Genomic DNA, 19,541 nt, shown 5'->3' with positions numbered 1-19,541 from the left:
ATCACCATGTATGGTATAAACACATCAACTATAAAAGAAAAAATCTTGATTTTTTTTGCCGAAATTATATATTTAATCATTGCATATTATTTACTTTTCATTGCTTATGAAAAATCAGCCATTTCAATCGGGCTTTTTATCGCTTTAATTATTACAACATTAAGATTAACAGCTATGATGTTTATCTGGCTACCTAGGGGCATTAGTTGGCAAGAAGCCATCATGAACAGTGCAGCTTTTGGAATTTATTATTTAGGCTTCCCCATTTTAATGATAGTCGGTAATCAGGAGCCTAACTTGACTTTACTTATTCTAGGTTGGGTATTGTTTTTTGTAGGCAGTATGTTAAACACTGTTTCAGAATTGCTTAGAAAACCTTTTAAAGACAATCCTGCTAATAAAGGAAAGTTGTATTCAGGCGGGTTGTTTAAATATGCGATTCATATTAATTATCTTGGAGATTGCCTTTGGGTACTAGGTTTAGCACTCATATCTAATAATATTTATAGTTTGCTTATTCCTCTAGGTATATTCTTAGTATTTGTTTTTGGCTATATTCCAAAATCAGATGATTATTTACAAAACAAATATGGAGAGCAATTTACAGCATACAAAAAGAAAACAAAAAAATTAATTCCGTTTATCTGGTGAGCCATCACAATAGACAATCCAAGCTTTCTCAAAATATAAGATCTTTTTGGATCTTATAGAGTCTGTTTATAACCTTTTATGTTCATGAGATTGCGGTTACAAACCAGTCAGACGTATTTCCTAAAATGGAAATGAAAGCAACATGGATTTTGGATTCTTACGAATCTAGAAAATCCATGTCTCTGTCTATATTTGGACAGACATATCTCGTCTTCCTTGTTGAGCTTTTTGGGGTTGCAGTAGTTACTACGAGGCGAACGGCAGTGACAACTGCTCAATTTGCTGGTCCCGCAATTTGTGAATTTGCTCCATATGATTGACTGGCAGTATTGTTTTCCGTATATGACCAATCATACGCTGGATGAGCCGGAGCATGTCCCTCATGATCAGGAAGGACTGTACTCTCGTCGTTTGGCGTACGGGCAATTTTTTTTGTCGCATGACAGAATCCTGTTGGTTGGACTCTTGGGCAAAATCAACCTCCACCTGTTTTCGGTAGCGCATCATTCGTTCCTGCAACTCACTGCCTTGCAGAACGGGGCCGTACAAGAAGGTTTTATCGACGAACGAATATCCGAATTATTGATCACAGCGACCTTGCAGCGGGCAGGAATTACATTTATCTTGATCGTCGACAAACCATAATGTGTAGCAATAATATGTAGCTCTCTTTCTCAAATCCATCCCAATGAAGAGCGTGCCCTTACGGACATTCTGGCTTGCCTTCAGGGGAACAGTGTTCCGGAATCTTGGTATTTTTCTTTAGTTCCGTTACGACATCCACATCATGCTCCACCAATACAGTATGCTGATCCTCAGCAAAAAATAGCCGAGGTCAACGACCAGAGATTCGGCTATCAGACCAAAATTTGCCTTAGCGCGAAGTTTGTACGGATTATTTATGTTTGAATTTATTCAATTTGTTTTTAACGACCACGTTACGGTCGATGAAGTTTCTCGCCGCATGCATAAGCAGCTCGACTTCCTGTTTGAGCATAAATTGCGGGAGCAAGCACCAGTAGGGAGTGAAAAAAAATGAGCATATATGAATGGTTCAAATATATCCATATTATGGCTGCAATCATTATGATTGGTACGACGATAACCAATGGTATGGCCAAATTGTTATCGGATCGCACCGGAAATGTACATCGAATCGCTTCAGCCATGACGTTCACCATGTATTTTAATAAAATTCTCATGTTTCCTTCTTTAGTTGTTTTAGCGATCAGCGGCATCGGGTTAACCTCCATCCTTCATCGTTCTTTGTTGGAAGGGTGGATTTTCCAATCTGTGATCATGCTTATAGCTTTATTCGCATTATTTGGGATCGGTTTGCGGTACGAGAGTCGGTTGCACCGCATCGCCTTGCATTCGGAAGAAAACAAGTGGCGCGAGATGCCGGGCGATTATTGGAAATGGAGCAAAATATCGATCCCGATCGGTTTTTTGGCCATGGTGGTCATTTTACTTGCATTATACTTGATGGTCGGGCAGAGAAGCCTTTTTTAATTTTTGTAGGGGTAAGTTTTAGAATAGTCTCCAAAGAAGGGTTGTATTTGTTTTTCTCTAGCTCACTCAAAGTTCCTTGAGACACACCAATAAGGTAAGAAAAAACAGTTTGATGATGTTTCTTTCTAATTTCTCTAATTTGCTCTCCTAACATTGGCGACAGCCCCTTCTTAATTAAACAGTCCCGATGATCTATACAAGCATCATCGGGACTGTTCTAGCAGTTCCACACTTTTATTACTAGTTCCACAGTTTTTTTACTGGTTCCACACTTTCTTTACTGGTTCCAACCGATTGGAATACCGATCTTTAATTGTTCTTTCCAGGTTCTTGGCGAGAGTTTATGAAATGTACGGAATATGCCTAAGCTTGCAAAAGGCTGACGCTTATGGACGAACAATAATGCAATGATAAATATGCACCAATACGTGATCCCAGATGCAACGCCAGCGCCTATTCCTCCAAGCTTAGGAAATCCAAAGTTACCGTAGATTAACAAATAGTTAAGTCCTACGTTAATAGGTAACGATATTAGTGTGATGATCATGGAAATACGTGTCTGCCCGAGAGCATCTATTAAACTGCGTAGCACGGTATATCCGAATAGTGGAATGATGCCTATGGATAGCCAAGTCAAGAAGTGGAATGCAATGTACTGCACATTTGATTCCAATTTCATGGCATGTAGAATAGACGGAAGGAGGGCCCCACCCAAAGCGAGCACACCTAGTGCAAGAAGCAGAGAGAGCCACAAGGCTTGAATAACGTTATAGGCTACTTTGTCTTTGTGTCCACTCCCGATTAACTGCGAAATAATAGGGGTAATCCCCATCAATATCCCGCTGAGCCCTACTTGAATAGGTACCCAAAGGCTAGAACCTATAGCTACACCAGCTAAGTCAATAGAGCTGGAGTGCCCTGACATGTTAGTGTCAAAGAAAGTCATGGCAGACAATGTGATTTGTGTAACAAAAATAGGAAGTAGAATGACGAAAAATTGTCTCATTTTTTGTTGAATGGATTGAGTTGGTTTCATAAGTGCACGCCTTTTCATGATTATAGTAGGATAAATATCTAACATAAGTATTACATTATACAGTTCCTTCAACATTTAGGACAAGCGAAAGGCCCGGTTTATGACCGGGCCTTTCGCTTGTAACTTGATTAGGGTGTGTAATTAACACCCTTTGTATATCGATTGGATGCGTTCCAGAGCAGGAATTCATCCACTTGCATATTTTTTAAAGCGCGAATTTGTTCTTCAACTTCCTTTTTACCATATTTCGTGTAGTGACCACTTCCTAACCAACTCGCTGTGAAATCCTGAATCCAAGGACGGATAATAGGTTTCTGGTCTTTAAGTGGGTCGAGTTTCTTATGTGTATCCACCATAGAACCCTTGATCGTCTTATAAGGCTCGGTGTCTGGATCTTTCGCTCCAAACCATCCTGTAGAGTAATGACTCGGATAAACCATAGGAGCGATGACGTCTACATTCTCAGATATTTTCACCATATCTTGTCCAATACCTTCAGCAGCTGGAACAGAAGCCGCATAGCCAAAAATATCAACAGATACACGAATGCCTAGCGGAGCCAGTTCTTTACGAGCATACTGTACAAATTCAGCCACGATGTCTACTCGCGATTTGTCATTCTTAACATAAGTCATAGCGTCTGCTCGTTTCTCAAAACCCTCAGGGAAACGTACATAATCGAACTGTATTTCCTTAAACCCGAGTGCAGCAGCTTCTTTAGCAAGTTCAATATTATATTTCCATACTTCTTTGCTGTAAGGGTTCACAAAAGCATCGCCATTACCATTTTTCCACACACTGCCATCTTTATTAACAAAAGAAAGCTTCGGTTGCTTGGTGGCTAGAATGGTATCCTTGAATACAACGATTCGTGCAATCGGGTATACATCATGTTTTTGCAATCGTTTCATTAAAGAATTAATATCACGTATGAATGGCTGAGCTTTTCCCATCTTTTGAAGCAAGTCATTCTCAGTTTTGTACGTTATGTATCCTGAATCATCCTTGAGATCAATAACCATAGAGTTAAGATCGGTAGAATCGATTAGATCCAGTAATTCAGTCATCCGAGAACCTCCGGCACTATACGCAGTGACATAGATTCCTTTGATTTTAGGAGCGGTTAGCTGTGGGTCCACTTTGCTAGGTGGTGTAGACGCATCGATCACTTCGTCTTTTTGCTTGGCGATAATGGCGGAGTTAATCGAAGTTTGAATCATAGTGGACACATTGTGACTCCCGTCCTGAGGTGCTTCTGTATTCCCCAGTAGCATCAACATAAATACCCATAAGATGTTCATAGAATTCTCTCTCCCTTAAGTGTGCTCTCTCTAAGATTATATAGAAGCCTGTATTATCAAAAAATACAGGTTTGTAACAAATTTCAGCATGCGAATAAGATGCAAAATGCCGTCCCCTCCTAATTAAGGATGGAAGACGGCATATTGGAATCTAGTAACTCCTGTTATTGCAGATGCGCTAAGTTCTGATGCTCACAAATGCTGAACTGAATAATTTCCATGGCATCCTGTGCTTCCAAAATGCGAAGTCCATCCCGAAGCATAATGAGAGAATTTAATTCAATTTGCTTCAGAAAGGGCATCATATCGGGATGCCACATCATGACGATTTGAGACAGTTTTACCGGTTCCATTTCCACAAAAATCACCCTTCCTCCTTCGAATTTTTACCATCAAAAATTCTTGAGCAGTGAATCGGAAATATCTTTGAGAAATAATGGTAAATCTGTATCTGCTGGCAACGGGTGTAAGCAGCTGCGCATCATTAATATATCACAATTACGAACAGATTTACACGGTGTAGATGGGAAATTATCTTTTGCGGAAAGCGCCCATAACAGCGACGGTTTCAACAATATTGACAAAGGCATGAGGGTCCGTATTTTTGATGATACTCTTGAGCTCGGCCAGGTCATATCTTGTTGTAACTGTCATTAGCATGTCTTTTTCCTCATGTGAGAATGCGCCTTCTGTTTTGATTTTGGTGACACCCCGAGGTATTTTTAGCAGCTTCACTAAAAGTTCTTCGGTTTTGTTAGTTATAATATAGACAGTTACCTTAATGTGACTGATATGGATAAGATCCAATACTTTACCACAGATGTAGATGGATGCCATAGAGGCTAAGGCGACATTCCAATCATCAGATAAATATCCTACACCCAAGATGACCGCGGCGTTCATGCCAACAAGTACATTCCCTACAGGAAAGTCTCGATATTTAGTAATGATCGAGCCCACAATATCAAAGCCACCCGATGATCCACCTACACGGAAGGAAATGCCACAACCAAACCCGACTAGAACGCCGCCAAATACACAAGCTAGAAGTAAATCAGTGACCACGAGCTGCACAGGAATGATGGAGATCAACCAAGTGGTCACGATGACAGATAACATGCTGTATCCAATAAACCGTTTACCAAGTTTAAACCAGCCTAGAATTAAAATAGGTAAATTGAGAGTAAAGTACATTGTACTTATGTTGAAATTCGAAAAATAACCGATTAACATGGATAATCCAGATACGCCACCACTAAGTAGATGGTGAGGGATGAGAAATAAATTAAAACCACATGCTATAGCAACGGCTCCTAGAATAATTACAAAACAATTCCAAGCGCTTTTCATTAAAATTGTCACCTCATGAATTTGATTAGATAAAGATTTTGCGAACTTTGGTAACTTGCTGGTAATTTAAACTTGTGTTGTGATATAATATGTTAGATGTTCTTGAGTAGGGTTGTACAATAGTATTATTTTTGCATTATTTCGGCTGAATAATAACCGATTAGTCATCTGGAAGCTGTCATGATCCGGATAAACGCTATAGTGTCCATATTGCAATATTTTTAGCATAAATGGCTACCCTATATAATGTTTACCGCTACTTAAGAATACAGACAAGATTGTGGAATGTCCACTTTACATTATGTGGAATGTCCACTATATAGAAGGAGTATGAATATATTTGAAAACATTCGCAGAATTTGACTTGGAGCCTAGAATTCTTCAAGCGATCACGGAGCTAGGATTTGAAGAATCCACGCCCATTCAAGATCAAGCCATTCCAATTGCAATGGCAGGTAGAGATTTAATTGGTCAAGCACAAACAGGTACAGGTAAAACAGCAGCGTTCGGTATTCCTTTGATTTCTAAAATCAGTAAGGAAGAAGAAAAAATTATGGCTCTTATCATGACGCCAACTCGTGAACTTGCTATTCAGGTAGCTGAAGAAATTGGTAAAATTGCCCGTTTCAAAGGCATTCGTTCGTTAGCTATTTACGGAGGACAAGATATTAGTCGTCAAATCCGTTCCCTAAAAAATAAACCTCAGATTATTATTGGTACGCCAGGTCGTCTACTTGACCATATTAACCGCAAAACGATTCGTTTAAATGATGTTCAAACCGTCGTTCTAGATGAAGCTGATGAAATGCTTGACATGGGCTTCATGGATGATATCCAATCCATCTTGAAGTTGGTTCCAACAGAACGTCAAACGATGCTTTTCTCCGCTACAATGCCAGCCAACATTCAGAAGCTTGCTCATCAATTCCTGAACAATCCTGAACACGTATCTGTAATTCCTAAGCATGTTACTGCTCCACTTATTGATCAAGCCTACATCGAAGTTCCTGAACGCCAAAAATTCGAAGCTCTTAGTCGTTTAATCGATATGGAATCTCCTGAACTTGCGATTGTTTTTGGACGTACAAAGCGTCGTGTAGATGAATTGTCTGAAGCTTTGCAAAAACGTGGATATTCAGCAGATGGTCTTCATGGAGATTTGTCACAGAACCAACGTGATGCTGTAATGCGTAAATTCCGTGATGGAAGTATTGATGTATTGGTAGCAACAGATGTTGCTGCACGTGGACTAGATGTTTCTGGTGTAACGCATGTAATTAACTTCGATTTACCACAAGATCCGGAAAGTTATGTACACCGTATTGGTCGTACTGGACGTGCTGGTAAAGAAGGTACAGCTTGGTCTTTCGTAACGCCTCGTGAAATGGATCATTTCCACTTTATCGAACGTGTTACACGTCACAAAATTACACGTAAGCCTCTTCCTACTACAGCAGAAGCAATCGAAGGAAAACAACGTATTACTGCAGAAAGATTGCTTGAAACTGTTGAGAAGGGCGATCTTAATGAATATAAAGGTATCGCTATTCAATTATTAGAACAGTTTGATTCTGTTCAATTGTTGACAGCAGCAATGAAGTTGCTTACAGGAGAGAAGAAGGATTCCGAGATCCAACTAACTCCAGAAGATCCAATGCGTGCTAAGCGTCGCAAACCGGATATTCGTAGTGGACGTAAACCATCAGGTAGCTATGGTTCCCGTAGTGGATCTGGTGGAAGCAGCAGTGGTGGTGGATACCGTGGTAACCGCGATAGTGGTAGTAGTAATCGTGGTGGATATGGTGGTAACAAGAGTAGCTATAGTAAAGATGGTGGAGCTGGTTCTTCTAGTCGCCCGAAACCACGTCCTAGTAGCAACGGTAGCAGCGCAAGCAGCAGTCGTCCTACTAAACGTCCTGAGAGCAGCTACGATAACTAATTCTTATATACAATGGAAGAAGACGAAGTGTGAAACATTTCGTCTTCTTTTTGCTGTGAATCATTGGGCGATTATTCATCTGCAATTGTGAAATATCTCCTTTGATGTACAGAAATATTTAGTTACAGTTTTATGTGTCAAAAGGAACACAATTAGGTGCTGGCTTTGTGTACGGTAAATACGGTATATTATTATGTACAAGCCAATTGTGATGTATACAGAGGAGGAGAATCTTTGGAATTCAAAGGTACAATGGGAGGCATTTATAAACTAACAGAGTGGATCACGCGTATTGCATATACCAATATTTTGTGGCTACTATGTTCCTCACCATTCTTATTTATTTTAACTACGAAATTAATGCTAGTGAATGTGACTGCTAATGCAAATGATCATCTAATTATTAACTGGGTCATGGGGATTCTGGCACCGTTTACATTGTTTCCTGCCATTTCAGCTTTATTTGCAGTTGTGCGTAAATGGGTCATGGGAGATACAGATGTTCCGATATTCAAAACATTCTTTAAAGGTTACAAAGATAATTATAGGCAAAGTATGGTCGGGGGTATTTTTTACACACTCTTATTTACAATTATGTGGGTCGATTACAAAGTCTATATGACACAATTCGAGAACCTGCAGCTTGTCGGCGGTATTATGCTGTTACTCCTAATTGTTTTATTTGTGTCCATGTTTAATTTCTTCTCTATGGTTGTTCATTATCATATGGGAGTATTTTTGATTATTAAGAACGCCGTTCTTTTAACCATTATTCGTCCATTCCGGATGATTTCTACAGTCCTTGGAAATGGATTGCTACTTTTTTTCGGATTTAAGTATCCTGCATTAATAGTATTCTTCATTATCAGCTTGATTGCGTTCTGGGCATTCTTTAATTTCTATGGTTCATTCCTAAAGATGCAGGAACAAGCAGAACGGTTAAAGTTGTTGGAAGAGGAAAAGAAACAAGCTCAGATCGATGGAGAAGTTTCCGAAGAGGAAAATCAGCAAGAAATAGTCGATCTAGATAAAACTAAATAAAGTGGTAAATGAAAACCTATTCATTTAGAGTTTACTTTTGTGGCTTACCGTATTATAATAAGAACAAATCCTGCGGTGTTCGCCTCGGTTAATCGTTATTTTGAACCAATGATGATGTCTAGGGAGATTTATATGTAGCGTCGCTGAAAAGCCCTGTCTATATGACGAGGGGACTTCAAACACACTTCTGCGATCACCCACCTGCTACTGCAGGTTCAGAAGACAATATAATCGGACGGCATAGCGGGTTTTTGTTATTAATTTAAATCATTTTTTTTAAAGCATACCATCTTCGGAATTGACCGAGGTGGTGTGCTTTTTTCATTCTAACATGGAGATCATACCATCTTATATAGAATGAACTAAGAGGAACCCCTATATTTATGATTTTATTTCGAATTTATAGAACACTTGGTGGTGTTAACTTTAGTTCAATCTATATAACTCTTTTGTTCTGTGTCTATCAATGTTAAACTATGTAGTATTGATGGTTATTCAAAGGAGGAAAGGTCTTGTCGTTAAAGAGAGTTCTAGTGGGGATCATACGAAGTCAAGAAGGAACAAGCGACCGTGCAAAAGATCCTAAGATGAAAACGCGCTATTACAACTTATCGAAAGACAAAGCTTGGGAGGAAGTGTCTTCGACACTTAAAAAAATTCCGGGTTATAAAGTGCTGCATGAAGTCCAATCCGTTGGAGAAATTACGCTTGAGAAGAGAACAACATTTGGCCGGACTGTGGATATCACAGTATCTGTTCTATCCGTTAGTCCTGTTAAAAGTGCCGTGGACATATATTCCGCATCAAGGGGATCATTAGGAGATCTTGGAGCTAATTACCGATTCATCATTCATTTATTTGCATCACTGGATAAGAAATTAGTCAAATACAAAATTTCAGGATGAGAATATTATAGGTAGCGCTTATGGAATAGATGTTTAGAGGGGCTATGGTGTCCTTTATTAGGGCATATATTTGAAAAAGCGAGAGAAGGTTAAGTTCTTTCTCTCGTCTTTTTTATAGCGGTTAGAGATTTAGCAGCACCCTTGCAAAGTTCTATAAAAGTTCTTTAACAGCAGTAACAGCTGATTCGTAATTCGGGTGCTCTGTCATTTCTGGAAGATACTCAACATAAGTGATGGTATCATTCTTGTCAATAACGAAGATTGAACGCATGTCCAAACGGAATTCTTGAATAAGTACACCGTAAGCTTCACCAAAGGAAGCATCCTTATGATCAGATAACGTGATTACACGTTCTACACCAGCAGCACCGCACCAGCGAGCTTGTGCGAAGGGAAGATCCATGCTGATGGTAAGGACAACAACGTCATCACCTAGACCGATTGCTTCTTCGTTGAAACGACGTGTTTGTGAATCACATACACCGGTATCAAGGGATGGGACCACGCTAATTAATTTGATTTTATCTGCATAATCTTTCAATGAAACTTCTTCAAGCAAATTTTTACTTACTGTGAAATTAGGAGCAGCATCTCCGACTTTCAATGCTGGACCTACCAAAGTGATGGGGTTACCTTTAAAGGTGGCTGTACGTGATTGTGTCATGTGATTTTCCTCCTTGATATTTGTGGTTAGTCATTACTACAGATATTATAGTCTTTATATAAAAACATTGCTAATTTTTGATATCCATAAATGCAAAGGAAGGTTATTATGATTTTTGTTAGGTATGAAGATTGGAGAAGTTATTTACGGTTTTATCCTGTTACAGCTCTGATGATTCTAGCCAATATTATAATGTTTATCGTGATATCCATTAAGGGCGGGGTAACTAATCTCAACTTGCTGGATCTAGGAGCACTTACAAACGTACCGCCCTTTAGCGATGAGCTATGGCGTTATGTAGCCTCGATGTTCCTTCATGGTGGGTTTAGTCATCTTTTGTTTAATTGCTTCGCTCTGTTGGTATTTGCGCCTCCACTAGAACGCCTCATGGGCTCTTGGCGGTATATCATTTTGTATTTTTTGAGTGGGATTATAGGCAACATCATTACGATGGCATACTATAATAGTGTCAAAGAACCTTTATTGTCTATAGGAGCTTCCGGTGCTATTTACGGTGTCTATGGAGCATTCTTGTATATTGCCTTGTTACAACGGAGTTTAATTGATGAATCTTCACGTAAAACATTATATGCAATGCTCATGTTCGGGGTAGTCTTTACTATAGTAACCCCAGATGTGAATTGGGCGGCTCATTTTGGCGGGTTAATTGGTGGTTTCTTCGTGTATGGCTTGATTATCCGTTTGCTTAAAAAACGTTAGATATTTGAGATTGCAGATCATAGATTGGAGAGATCAGTGGCGTGGAATTAAGACAGTTGCACTACTTCATGAAAGTGGCGCAGAAGGAACATGTTACACAAGCAGCAGAAGAACTTCATGTGGCTCAGTCTGCGGTAAGTAGGCAGATTCACCAGCTGGAAGAAGAGCTCGGTGTGAATTTGTTCATGCAGAAGGGAAGAAACCTACAATTAACACCTGTAGGCCAGCTTTTCTGTAAGCGAGTGGAAACTCTTATGAAAGATTTAGATAAGGCTGTAGCAGAAATACACGAGTTTCTAGACCCCGAACGAGGGGAAATTCGAATTGGATTCCCACATAGTCTGGGCATTCATTTGATTCCTTCTGTTGTAGCGGAGTTTAGAAAGCGTTATCCTAATGTGAGATTTCGTTTCAAACAGGGGATGTACCCTTCATTGATCCGAGATGTTATATCTGCTGAGGTGGACTTAGCTTTCATTTCTCCTTTTCCAGATGGTCATGATCAAGTGGATGGGGATGTTGTTCTTACAGAAGAACTGTTCGCTATTATGCATCCTAGTCATCCTCTTGCGCAGGAAGAGAGTATTCATCTATCGCAGTTGAAAGAGGATAAGTTTATTCTTTTTAGTAAAGGGTATTCCTTGCGTCCCATTGTATGGCAAGCGTGTTTAGAAGCTGGATTCACACCACAAATTGCCTTTGAAGGAGAAGAGACGGACACGATCCGTGGTTTAGTGGCTGCAGGAATGGGCGTTAGTCTACTTCCTGAAATGGCATTCTTTCAGAGCAATCCTATGCAACCTGCAAAAGTCAGAATTTCGGAGCCTAGAATAACACGTACGATTGGGCTTATACACAGGTCAGATGATAAACTACCGCTAGTAGCACAAGCTTTTCGTAATTTTCTTCTTGGTTATTTTGAATTACAATATAGCGCTCAGAAAAAACAACTGCCGGTACTTAGTACTTGTAGCGAAGAACCCGTTTAGTGGGCATATGAAAAAAAGAATCCCTTAAAATATTCATCGGTTAAACTTGAGAGTCTATCCGATGGCTATTTCTAAGGGGTATATTTATATGTTAAAAGGATTAATCAATTGCTTTCATCGAGTCAACCATCTCTATCTTCTTCAGCTTTTGATACATAATCAAATCCACAATGAAGGAGAACAAAAGCGTGACCGCCGCAGATAATACAAAGCTTGTAATCGTTATGTTTCTGCCAAACATTAAATCTGTGGTTTCCGCTGTTCGTATCACAAAGCCGTGAAGCAATACACCTAACAGAAGACCGACAAGCGTTCCAATTATGCTTAATATAGTCGTTTCTCGGAAAATATAACCTGCCACCTCTTTATTATGGAAGCCAAGAACTCTTAATGTAGCAAGCTCTTTTCTACGTTCATTGATGTTTATGTTGGTAAGATTGTAAAGCACAATGATAGCAAGCGCGCCGGCTGCCATAATAAGGATGACGACAACAAAGTTGATGCTGGACAGCAGATTGTCAAAAGACTTCTTAGTTTGTGTCATAAACGCTGCACTTGTAACGGCATCACTCGTTAAGATCTTGGTTAGTGCTGCATCCTGCTGTGAAGCACTGGTTATCGAGGTTTGTACCATCAGAGTATTGTAGGAAAGCTTGCCATCGAAAGCGCTGTCGTAATCCGCTTGATTTACATATACATAACTGCCTACGTAATTTTCAGTAATACCCGTAAGAACAAATTCTGCCGCCTCTCCGTCTGCATTCTCAAGAGCAAAAGTATCTCCCGTTTGTATATTCAAAGTGCTCGCAAGCATCTCTGTAACAATGACAGAGGAGTCATCAAAAATGATTGTATTACCACTTTTTCGTTCACGTAAATTCATTACTTCCTGGAGTGCGGTCGATTTCTTCGGAACATAAATGGTCGTCGTGGCATTCTCACCGTTTCGTTTTGCAGATCCTATTTCGCTAAAAACTTCCGTATAACGATTGACCTGCTCTGCATCATTCAAGAAATCGTTAAGAGGCGTGTCGACATGCTCATTCTCATCTAATCCGATAAGAAGGTCGTATTGAATGATCTCATTAAATTGCGTGTTCGCAATTTTCCCTACAGCATCACTGAGACCAAATCCGGTTACAATGAGAGCGGTACAGCCTGCAATGCCAAGAACTGTCATAAAAAAGTGTTTTTTGTAACGGATGAGGTTTCGGGCAGTTGCTTTATGGGTAAATTTCATGCGCGACCAAATAAAATGGATACGTTCAAGAAAAATACGTTTTCCTGCCTTTGGAGCACGAGGAAGCATCAGCGTTGCTGGTTTTTCCTTTAACGAATGGTGGCAAGCTGAGATGGTAGCAGTCATCGTACATAGAATGGCCAGGACGGACGCAATAATAGCAAAGCCCCAACTGAACTGCGTTACGAAGCTCGGCAAATGATATATCATCGCATAAGCATTCCATATTACGGTGGGAAGTAGCTGAAAGCCTGCGAGTAAGCCTACAACGCTTCCCAGGATGCTTGCAAGACCGCAGTAGATAATATATTTATACATAATGACAGCTTTGCTGTAACCAAGCGCCTTTAACGTTCCGATCTGTGTTCGTTCTTCTTCGACCATACGTGTCATCGTTGTTAGTGCAACCAAGGCAGCAACAAGAAAGAAGAATATCGGAAATACCGTTGCGATTGCCGCTATTTTCTTGGCGTTAACCGAAAAACTGACATAGCTCACATTGGAATTACGGTCAAGTATAACCCATTTGGGTGTTGCAATATCGGCAGTCTGTACTGCTGGAGCTTTGCTTACGATATCACTATAACGAACCGCAGATTGCGATTCACCAACAGCTTCAAGCTTCGTAACCGTTTCCTCGATCGTTGTATTATAGTCTTCTCTAAAGGCGGTTAATTCAGATGCGCCTGATACCGTAATATAGAAATCTGTGTATGTATCTAGCGCATAGTTGCTTTCATTAACATACATAACTGCGCCAATTCCTCCGTTGCCGATACTGCTTGATTCTCGCTCCATAGAGAAATAAAAAGGGTTGCCAACAATACCGACTACCTTATATTCCGTGGTCTTATATGTATCATGAATATTTTCGTAATCCTCATTTTCTTCGGATACCGTCAAGGTTGAACCAAGCTCAATTTCAGACAGATAGACTCCGCTTCGTTCTACAAGACATTCGTTTTCAGCTTGAGGCATCCTACCATTAATTAGTTCCAACTTATTAACGAATCCACCATCATTCGTAGTGAACTTATCCAATGGAAGTCCGTAAATTCGTGTCGCTAATACCTCACTATTATTTGTTTTCATTAAGGAATCGGTAACATAGGCAGGCATAATCTGGTCCACCTCATCCATAGAAGAAACAGCTTCGATATCTGCTTCGGTCAAGCCCATTGTACCTTTTATAAAAATATCGGCCATACGATGATCATCATAATATTTATCAACGGATACTTGCATATCCGGCGTGGTTGCAAGTAAACCCGCGAGAAAACCAACGCCAAGCGCGACAATCGCAAAGATAGCAACAAAACGTCCGAAGCTTTGTTTGATTTCGCGGATGATAGTTCTTAAATAGTTCTTTTTCATAGCTACCACTCAATCCTTTCGACGGGGACAGGGGTAGCATTTTGTTCAACTTTTGAAATTTCTCCATTTTTAATATGAATGACACGATCAGCCATTTGGGTGATGGCTAGGTTGTGTGTAATGACAATAACTGTTTTTCCTGTTTGACGGCAGCTATCCTGCAGCAGCTTCAGAATATTTTTCCCGGTGTTATAATCGAGAGCCCCAGTCGGTTCATCACATAGTAAAACCTTCGGGTTCTTGGCTAGTGCTCTTGCAATTGAAACACGTTGTTGCTCACCGCCCGACAGCTGTGCAGGGAAATTCAACATACGTTCGGAAAGGCCTACCTGCGCAAGTACTTCTTGTGCATCCAGTGGTTCTCTGCAGATTTCGGAGGCGAGTTCGACATTCTCAATGGCTGTTAAATTCTGTACAAGGTTGTAGAACTGAAACACAAAACCGACATCATATCTGCGGTAATCCGTTAATTTCCTTTCGTTCAATCCATTTATCTCGCAACCGTCCAAAAGTATCTTTCCGCTGTCACAAGAGTCCATGCCCCCGAGCATATTCAAAACAGTGGTTTTTCCAGAGCCGCTAGGGCCGACAATGACACAAAACTCGCCTTTTTCAATATTAAAGCTGATATTGTCGGCAGCAACAATTTTATGTTCGCCCATTTGATAATATTTAGATACATTTTCAAATAATATAAAATTCTTCACGGTCGGTTCTCCTTGTTATCCATATAGTGTTAATAATATATACGAAGATCTTTGATTACTATAAAAAAATGCACCATCTAGAATGTTCATCGGTAAACTTGAGAGTTTATCCGATGTCTATTCTAGATGGTGCACGTTACTTAGACGGAACGGCTTTTTTGAAATTTATTAGTCACGACTGCTTGTAAATATCATAATATAACGAATCAATTCAAGTAGTGATAGCAATGCAGCAGCTACATAAGTAAGGGCAGCAGCATTTAATACTTTGGCGACCCCACGTTCTTCCTCATTGGAGATATAGCCTTCTTGTATCATTACTTCACGAGCACGACTACTAGCATTGAATTCAACAGGAAGTGTGACCAATTGGAATGCCACAGCAGCGGAGAAGAAGATAATGCCGAGACCGATAAGGTTGGTGAAGGAGAACAACATACCTGCGATAAGTAAAAAAGGTGCAATGCCTGATGCAAAGTTTACAACTGGGAACATCCGATGACGTAATTTCAACATAGGATAGTGCTCTTTGTGTTGAATGGCATGACCAATTTCATGGCAGGCTACTGAAATCGCTGAGATTGAGTTCTCATAATATACGGGTTCGGATAAACGAACGACTCTGTGAATAGGATCATAATGGTCTGTGAGAGAGCCTCTTACCGGTTCGATAGGAACATCTTGTAGACCGTTAGCATCTAGCATACGTCGTGCTGCATCATATCCTGTCATACCTGTGGTGCTGGGAACCTTAGCCCATTTATTGAAAGTACCCTTAACACGAAATTGAGCCCAAAGTGTAAATATAAACGCGATAATAATGAGAAAAATCATATTTTTAATACCTCCTGTTAGATTTAAACTTAAAGAATCTCTTGTGACATACGACATTGGATTAAATGTGTTCCATAAGAACCTTAAGAGCTTCCATGCAAGCAGCCCCTTGTGGAAGTAAATTCATTAGCATGCGCTTTGCTTGAACGGGCTTCATTTGTTCAATTAAAGGGCTGATTTCCCTAACCTCCCGCTCTAATTGCAGTAGATGAATCTCGAGGTGAGTTAGTTTTTCAGTAACATGTGTTTCCTCAGGGTCGGTGTTCCATTTATCGAGGGATTCCCTGATCTCTTCCAATGTATACTTCTCTTGTTTTAATTGATTAATACGTGATAGGCGGCTTAAGGTTTCATGATTATATAAACGATAGTTTTTTTTGGTGCGCATTTCAGGAACGATAAGCTTTAATTTAGTGTAATAATCAATAGTTCTCTCACTTATATTTGCCTCTCTGGCTAGCTCCCCAATACGATAAAGCGTTATATCTCTAATTTATATCACCTCACTAATAACAAGATTCATTAAATTATATATAAATAATGATACATGAATCAGAACCATACAGTCAAACGTTATGCTTATAGACTATAAATAAATGGCAGTAATCATGACATCGATAATATATTTTTCCGTGATTCAAAAATTATATTGTCAAAAAACATAAATCCTGCTTATAATGACATTAAAAGTTTCATATTGTGTAAATAACTATAACATTAAGAGGAGCGGGGTTCATGAGAAAGAAATCGCTGGGTGTGATGTTAGTGATGCTTACTTTGTTGGCTTTTCCAATTACGGTTTTTGCGGATTCTGGGGCTAACAATGCTGAATTACAAGCAGGTATTAACTCTGTGTTCGTCTTCTTAGCCGTTATTCTCGTATTTTTTATGCAGGCAGGCTTTGCACTTTTAGAAGCTGGATCGGTTCGAATGAAGAATGCGGGTCATGTTGCTGGGAAAACCGTACTGACCCTAGGGATTTCGGTTATTACCTTCTGGGCAGTAGGATTTGGTTTAGGATTTGGTGATGGGAATGGGCTCATTGGCCAAACTGGATTTTTCCTTTCGGGTGATGAGATGGCAGGATCGTTCAGCTCCCTAGCGAGTTCTGACGTACCCCTCACTATTAAATTTTTATTCCAATTATCATTTGCAGCTGTATCATTAGCTATTGCATGTGGAGGCTTGGCTGAACGTGCCAAACTGAGCGTATACATTATTTTCGGAACATTGTTCATGGTTGTTATTTATCCGGTTGTTGCTCACTGGGTGTGGGGTGGCGGATGGTTGGCTGTGCTTGAAATGCAAGACTTTGCTGGATCTACTGTAGTTCACCTTACAGGTGCTACCGCAGCTTTAGTAGCGACATTCATGTTGAAACCACGCCTTGGTAAATACAATAAAGAGGGTAAGCCGAACAGTATCCCTGGTCACAACCAAGTGTTGTCTGTACTCGGGGTATTCATTCTCTGGATTGGTTGGTTCGGATTTAATCCAGGAAGTGCGTTATCGGGTATTGGTGGATTCTTCGGATATGTATCTGTGACAACGAATATTGCAGCTGGAGCTGGAGCTATTGCTGCACTTGCGATCTCTTGGATCATATTTGGCAAAGGAGATATTCCAAGTATGTTGAACGGTGTGCTTGCTGCATTGGTAGCTATTACGGGGTCTTGTGCATTCGTAGAACCTTGGGCAGCTATCTTGATTGGTGCAATCGCTGGAATTATTGCATTCTTCTGTGCTCAATGGTTGGAACGTGCTGGGTTGGACGATCCGATCTACGCATTCTCCGTACATGGTATTGCAGGTGTGTGGGGAGCGCTCTCCACGGGATTGTTTGCTACACCCGAGTTGGTTGAGATAACAGGAATAGGTCAAGCCGGTTTATTCTATGGTGGTGGGTTCTATCAATTAGGGGTTCAAGCTCTTGGTGTTGTAGGTACTTTTATATTCGTAGCGGTTCTATCAGTGATTATTCTTGGAATTATGAAATTTGTAATGGGCTTACGTGTAACAGAAGAGGAAGAAATGATGGGGCTTGATATCAGTGAACATGGTACTTATGGCTATCCTGAACAAATGAAATTGCTTACGGATTCAGAGGCTAAGTCTCGTGCGAATAACTCAACCTTGAGCTAGTCCTGAACAAGATCATTTAAAATAACAGGGTAAAGGCTTGGTAGAGAGGGGCGGGCGGTATGAGACTGCTGAGTTCAACGGAAAGCAATTTAGACTTAAAGGGAATTGCAAATGCTTGTTCGCTGGAACAATTAAGGGAAAGGCGTATTGTATACCAGACTTTCTTACAGCAGCTAGTACAGGATCTGCCAATCTCTGAGTGGATGTCTCTTGTTAACCAAATGCATGATCATATTGCAGCTAAGATTATCTATTTCTGTGAACAAGAAATGGAGGCGGGCTACGGTCCACCTCCGGTTTCTTATTCATTTATTGTGTTTGGAAGCGCTGGTAGACGAGAGTCAACGTTGTGGAGCGATCAAGATAATGGACTGATTATCAGTGATGAACCAAATAAGGATAAGGCAAGGTACTTTGAAGTATTTGGGGCTAGGCTCTGCGATATGCTTGAATATCTGGGTTACGAGAAGTGTCCTGGGAAAGTGATGTGCTCAGAACCTCAATGGAGAAAGACGATAAGTGAATGGGAAGAGGCGTTGGCAGATTGGTGCAGTGATGTAAGCTGGGAGCCTGTGAGGTATCTTATTATAGCATCTGATATGCGCCATGTTGCAGGAGATAATGACTTGTCAGAAGCTTTTAAGCGATTATTTAATCGGGGATTTGAAAAAAATGCTGAACTTCCTGTTGCTGTGTTACGAAATACGGTTCGGCATAAAGCGACACTTAACTTACTTGGTCAAGTTGTAACAGAACGATTTGGTGAGCATGCTGGTGGCTTTGACGTTAAGTATGGTGTTTATATTCCCTTAGTTAATTTCGTGAGGTTTATGGCTTTACAGCAAGGTGTGAGAGAGACATCAACGTTGAAGAGGATTGAGAAACTGATATCTCTTGATGCTGGTAATATGCTCTTTGAGCGTTGTCAAGAAGCGTTTAGAAAGGCATTGGAGCTTAGAATAAGCACGAGCTTCACAGAAATAGACGGAATGTTATCAAGCAGTGGATATCTGTCTAATAGAGAATTGAAGAATAAATTGCTAATGTATGAACTTAGGGATAGTCTGATCGTGGTAAGAAGAACGCATAGAGAACTTCAACGATCACTTCGTTTTGCGGAAAGGAGATTGAGATAG

Annotated in this window: 20 protein-coding genes and 1 other RNA gene; 11 read left to right on the top strand and 10 right to left on the bottom strand. The window is 40.2% G+C overall.

Features of this window, described 5'->3' with window-relative positions; translation table 11 throughout:
* Nucleotides 1–6 precede the first annotated feature (6 nt).
* The 3 genes from UB51_RS14295 to UB51_RS14285 all read left to right on the top strand — a co-directional run bounded on the left by UB51_RS14295 (nucleotide 7) and on the right by UB51_RS14285 (nucleotide 2,163).
* Nucleotides 7–651 carry a methyltransferase family protein gene (locus tag UB51_RS14295; RefSeq protein ID WP_044877869.1) on the top strand — a complete coding sequence of 215 codons (645 nt, stop codon included), beginning with the start codon at nucleotides 7–9 and terminating at the stop codon, nucleotides 649–651.
* Between the two features lie 312 nt (nucleotides 652–963).
* On the top strand, nucleotides 964–1,296 hold the full coding sequence (locus UB51_RS27910) for a hypothetical protein (protein ID WP_144407022.1): 333 nt from the start codon (nucleotides 964–966) through the stop codon (nucleotides 1,294–1,296).
* A gap of 390 nt (nucleotides 1,297–1,686) precedes the next feature.
* Entirely contained in the window at nucleotides 1,687–2,163 is a 477-nt protein-coding gene (locus UB51_RS14285) for a DUF2269 family protein (protein ID WP_044877867.1), read from the top strand.
* Here UB51_RS14285 and UB51_RS27205 read toward each other — a convergent pair.
* From UB51_RS27205 to UB51_RS14265, 5 genes are all read right to left on the bottom strand, one after another.
* Nucleotides 2,114–2,317, bottom strand: a complete 204-nt coding sequence (locus tag UB51_RS27205; protein WP_082063145.1) for a helix-turn-helix transcriptional regulator — start codon at nucleotides 2,315–2,317, stop codon at nucleotides 2,114–2,116. The two genes, UB51_RS14285 and UB51_RS27205, sit on opposite strands and share 50 nt — an antisense overlap.
* A gap of 123 nt (nucleotides 2,318–2,440) precedes the next feature.
* Entirely contained in the window at nucleotides 2,441–3,199 is a 759-nt protein-coding gene (locus UB51_RS14280; protein WP_052675942.1) for an MATE family efflux transporter, read from the bottom strand.
* A 128-nt stretch (nucleotides 3,200–3,327) separates the two neighbouring features.
* Nucleotides 3,328–4,500 (bottom strand): putative glycoside hydrolase, encoded by a 1,173-nt coding sequence (locus tag UB51_RS14275; RefSeq protein ID WP_044877866.1) that lies wholly within the window; start codon nucleotides 4,498–4,500, stop codon nucleotides 3,328–3,330.
* A gap of 164 nt (nucleotides 4,501–4,664) precedes the next feature.
* The gene (locus UB51_RS14270; RefSeq protein WP_199924935.1) at nucleotides 4,665–4,868 is read right to left on the bottom strand and encodes a hypothetical protein; all 204 of its coding nucleotides are present in this window, start codon (nucleotides 4,866–4,868) and stop codon (nucleotides 4,665–4,667) included.
* Between the two features lie 163 nt (nucleotides 4,869–5,031).
* Entirely contained in the window at nucleotides 5,032–5,850 is an 819-nt protein-coding gene (locus UB51_RS14265; protein WP_044877865.1) for a YitT family protein, read from the bottom strand.
* A gap of 340 nt (nucleotides 5,851–6,190) precedes the next feature.
* Between UB51_RS14265 and UB51_RS14260 the strand changes: the two genes are divergently transcribed.
* The 4 genes from UB51_RS14260 (at nucleotide 6,191) to UB51_RS14250 (ending at nucleotide 9,735) form a co-directional block, all read left to right on the top strand.
* A complete protein-coding gene (locus tag UB51_RS14260; protein WP_044877864.1) occupies nucleotides 6,191–7,789 on the top strand; it encodes a degradosome RNA helicase CshA in 1,599 nt (532 codons plus the stop codon).
* Between the two features lie 234 nt (nucleotides 7,790–8,023).
* Nucleotides 8,024–8,830 carry a YesL family protein gene (locus UB51_RS14255; protein ID WP_044877863.1) on the top strand — a complete coding sequence of 269 codons (807 nt, stop codon included), beginning with the start codon at nucleotides 8,024–8,026 and terminating at the stop codon, nucleotides 8,828–8,830.
* A 64-nt stretch (nucleotides 8,831–8,894) separates the two neighbouring features.
* Nucleotides 8,895–9,084, top strand: a non-coding RNA gene (gene ssrS, locus UB51_RS27200) — 6S RNA.
* Nucleotides 9,085–9,342: 258 nt separating this feature from the next.
* Nucleotides 9,343–9,735, top strand: coding sequence for a DUF1499 domain-containing protein (locus UB51_RS14250; RefSeq protein ID WP_044877862.1), 393 nt, complete (start codon nucleotides 9,343–9,345; stop codon nucleotides 9,733–9,735).
* Nucleotides 9,736–9,886: 151 nt separating this feature from the next.
* Here UB51_RS14250 and tpx read toward each other — a convergent pair whose 3' ends face one another.
* Complete coding sequence (gene tpx, locus UB51_RS14245) at nucleotides 9,887–10,399, bottom strand: thiol peroxidase (protein WP_044877861.1); 513 nt, start codon at nucleotides 10,397–10,399, stop codon at nucleotides 9,887–9,889.
* A gap of 108 nt (nucleotides 10,400–10,507) precedes the next feature.
* Between tpx and UB51_RS14240 the strand changes: the two genes are divergently transcribed.
* Together UB51_RS14240 and UB51_RS14235 are read left to right on the top strand one after the other, a co-directional pair.
* Nucleotides 10,508–11,119 (top strand): rhomboid family intramembrane serine protease, encoded by a 612-nt coding sequence (locus tag UB51_RS14240; RefSeq protein WP_044877860.1) that lies wholly within the window; start codon nucleotides 10,508–10,510, stop codon nucleotides 11,117–11,119.
* 41 nt (nucleotides 11,120–11,160) lie between these two features.
* Complete coding sequence (locus UB51_RS14235) at nucleotides 11,161–12,108, top strand: glutamate biosynthesis transcriptional regulator GltC (RefSeq protein WP_044877859.1); 948 nt, start codon at nucleotides 11,161–11,163, stop codon at nucleotides 12,106–12,108.
* 100 nt (nucleotides 12,109–12,208) lie between these two features.
* Here UB51_RS14235 and UB51_RS14230 read toward each other — a convergent pair whose 3' ends face one another.
* From UB51_RS14230 to UB51_RS14215, 4 genes are all read right to left on the bottom strand, one after another.
* Complete coding sequence (locus UB51_RS14230) at nucleotides 12,209–14,722, bottom strand: ABC transporter permease (RefSeq protein WP_044877858.1); 2,514 nt, start codon at nucleotides 14,720–14,722, stop codon at nucleotides 12,209–12,211.
* A gap of 2 nt (nucleotides 14,723–14,724) precedes the next feature.
* On the bottom strand, nucleotides 14,725–15,384 hold the full coding sequence (locus UB51_RS14225; protein ID WP_199925036.1) for an ABC transporter ATP-binding protein: 660 nt from the start codon (nucleotides 15,382–15,384) through the stop codon (nucleotides 14,725–14,727).
* Nucleotides 15,385–15,597: 213 nt separating this feature from the next.
* Nucleotides 15,598–16,263, bottom strand: a complete 666-nt coding sequence (locus tag UB51_RS14220; protein ID WP_044877856.1) for a zinc metallopeptidase — start codon at nucleotides 16,261–16,263, stop codon at nucleotides 15,598–15,600.
* A gap of 61 nt (nucleotides 16,264–16,324) precedes the next feature.
* Nucleotides 16,325–16,747 (bottom strand): MerR family transcriptional regulator, encoded by a 423-nt coding sequence (locus tag UB51_RS14215; RefSeq protein ID WP_044877855.1) that lies wholly within the window; start codon nucleotides 16,745–16,747, stop codon nucleotides 16,325–16,327.
* Nucleotides 16,748–16,998: 251 nt separating this feature from the next.
* Between UB51_RS14215 and UB51_RS14210 the strand changes: the two genes are divergently transcribed.
* Entirely contained in the window at nucleotides 16,999–18,405 is a 1,407-nt protein-coding gene (locus UB51_RS14210; protein WP_044877854.1) for an ammonium transporter, read from the top strand.
* Between the two features lie 59 nt (nucleotides 18,406–18,464).
* The gene (locus UB51_RS14205) at nucleotides 18,465–19,541 is read left to right on the top strand and encodes a DUF294 nucleotidyltransferase-like domain-containing protein (RefSeq protein WP_044877853.1); all 1,077 of its coding nucleotides are present in this window, start codon (nucleotides 18,465–18,467) and stop codon (nucleotides 19,539–19,541) included.

Source organism: Paenibacillus sp. IHBB 10380 (genome assembly GCF_000949425.1).
Taxonomy (GTDB): domain Bacteria; phylum Bacillota; class Bacilli; order Paenibacillales; family Paenibacillaceae; genus Paenibacillus_AQ.
The sequence above is the reverse complement of the archived record's forward strand: the minus strand, read 5'-3'. Positions and strand labels throughout refer to the sequence as shown.

Excerpts from the sequence above, each read along its gene's own strand:
- UB51_RS14240 (WP_044877860.1), top strand. The coding sequence starts at position 10,508 with ATGATTTTTGTTAGGTATGAAGATTGGAGAAGTTATTTACGGTTTTAT.
- UB51_RS14220 (WP_044877856.1), bottom strand. The coding sequence starts at position 16,263 with ATGATTTTTCTCATTATTATCGCGTTTATATTTACACTTTGGGCTCAA.
- UB51_RS14280 (WP_052675942.1), bottom strand. The coding sequence starts at position 3,199 with ATGAAACCAACTCAATCCATTCAACAAAAAATGAGACAATTTTTCGTC.
- UB51_RS27205 (WP_082063145.1), bottom strand. The coding sequence starts at position 2,317 with ATGTTAGGAGAGCAAATTAGAGAAATTAGAAAGAAACATCATCAAACT.
- UB51_RS14230 (WP_044877858.1), bottom strand. The coding sequence starts at position 14,722 with ATGAAAAAGAACTATTTAAGAACTATCATCCGCGAAATCAAACAAAGC.
- UB51_RS27910 (WP_144407022.1), top strand. The coding sequence starts at position 964 with ATGATTGACTGGCAGTATTGTTTTCCGTATATGACCAATCATACGCTG.
- UB51_RS14205 (WP_044877853.1), top strand. The coding sequence starts at position 18,465 with ATGAGACTGCTGAGTTCAACGGAAAGCAATTTAGACTTAAAGGGAATT.
- UB51_RS14225 (WP_199925036.1), bottom strand. The coding sequence starts at position 15,384 with ATGGGCGAACATAAAATTGTTGCTGCCGACAATATCAGCTTTAATATT.
- UB51_RS14275 (WP_044877866.1), bottom strand. The coding sequence starts at position 4,500 with ATGAACATCTTATGGGTATTTATGTTGATGCTACTGGGGAATACAGAA.
- UB51_RS14210 (WP_044877854.1), top strand. The coding sequence starts at position 16,999 with ATGAGAAAGAAATCGCTGGGTGTGATGTTAGTGATGCTTACTTTGTTG.
- UB51_RS14295 (WP_044877869.1), top strand. The coding sequence starts at position 7 with ATGTATGGTATAAACACATCAACTATAAAAGAAAAAATCTTGATTTTT.
- UB51_RS14265 (WP_044877865.1), bottom strand. The coding sequence starts at position 5,850 with ATGAAAAGCGCTTGGAATTGTTTTGTAATTATTCTAGGAGCCGTTGCT.
- UB51_RS14285 (WP_044877867.1), top strand. The coding sequence starts at position 1,687 with ATGAGCATATATGAATGGTTCAAATATATCCATATTATGGCTGCAATC.
- tpx (WP_044877861.1), bottom strand. The coding sequence starts at position 10,399 with ATGACACAATCACGTACAGCCACCTTTAAAGGTAACCCCATCACTTTG.